General features: G+C 69.5%; 2 protein-coding genes. Both read left to right on the top strand.

Translation table 11 applies throughout. The annotated features are described in order from the left end of the window. On the top strand, positions 1 to 594 hold a 594-nt coding region (locus tag AC1DZ6_RS25355; protein WP_477099849.1), incomplete at its 5' end, for an alpha/beta hydrolase. A 52-nt stretch (positions 595 to 646) separates the two neighbouring features. Beyond that, positions 647 to 1,096: a GNAT family N-acetyltransferase gene (locus AC1DZ6_RS25350; RefSeq protein ID WP_477099848.1), complete on the top strand. Its 450-nt coding sequence runs from the start codon at positions 647 to 649 to the stop codon at positions 1,094 to 1,096. Positions 1,097 to 1,254 lie beyond the last annotated feature (158 nt).

The raw sequence follows: 1,254 nt of genomic DNA, 5'->3' as shown, positions 1-1,254 counted from the left end.
CTGGTGATCCTGCTGCATGGCTACGGCTCCAACGGCGAGGACCTGATCGGCCTGGTCCCGTATTGGCGCGCGGCCCTGCCTGACACGCTCTTCCTGGCCCCGGACGCGCCGCAGCCCTGCCCTGGCGCTCCGGGCGGGCGGCAATGGTGGCCGCTGACCAGCCTGACGCCCCAAGCCCGAGCGGCGGGGGTGCGCGTCTCCGCGCCTGAACTGAACGCCTATATCGACGCCCAACTGGCCAGACACGGCCTGAGCGAAGACCGCCTGGCGCTGGTGGGGTTCAGTCAGGGCACGATGATGGCCTTGCACGTCGGCCCCAGACGGCGAAACACCCTGGCCGGGATCGTCGGTTATTCAGGGATGTTGGCCGATCCCGACGCCCTGGCCGTCGAGGGGGTCAGCAAGCCGCCGGTGCTGCTGGTCCATGGCGACGCCGACGAGGTCCTGCCCGTGGCCGCCCTGCATCAGGCCGAGGAGAGCTTGAAGGCTCTCGGCTTCGAGGTCGAGGCCCACGTCTCACGCGGACTTGGCCACAGCCTGGACGATCAGGGCCTGAGCCTCGGCGCTCGTTTCCTGGTCAGCCGACTGACCTAACCGGCCCCCCAAAGGTCGCAGCCCGGTCCGAAGAACAGGAGCCGTCCTCGTCATGTCCAACCGGCACGGCCTATCCATTCGGGCGGCTGACAGCGGCGACGTGGACGGCTTGGCCGAGCTGTTCAAGACCGCGGGCCGGACCGTCGGTCGAGACGCGTTGGCCTCGCGTCTGAACGCAATCCAGGATCAGCCCGGCGCCCTGCTCCTCGCCGACGAATGGGGCCCGCCGTCGGGTCTGATCGCGGTGCACTGGCACGCGGTGCTGACAGCCGATCTCAAGGTGGGATGGATTTCCGCCCTGCTGGTCGATCCGGATCGCCGGCGCAGCGGGGTCGCGCGCCTGCTGCTGAAGGCCGCCTCCCAGGCCGCTCGCTCGGCCGGATGCGGCGAGCTCTTGCTTCACGCGCCGGGCGAACTTGCCGACCTGCGCGCCTTCGGCTTGGCCACGGGCTTTGCCGAAAACGGCCAGGTCCTGACCCGCCCCCTACGAAAGCGCGGCTGACCTGCGCCAGACGTAGACTTTGCCCGCCAGCAAGCGAGCTCGCCTGGTCAATCGCATCCGCAGCCTCGGCTTCATGGTCAACGCCCTCCAGCCGGTCGGCCGACAGGACCGGCGCGGGCTGACCGCCCCCTGCCTATGAGGGGCGTTCTGAACATGAC

This window comes from Caulobacter sp. P1_B12_2 (genome assembly GCF_056406675.1).
The sequence above is the reverse complement of the archived record's forward strand: the minus strand, read 5'-3'. Positions and strand labels throughout refer to the sequence as shown.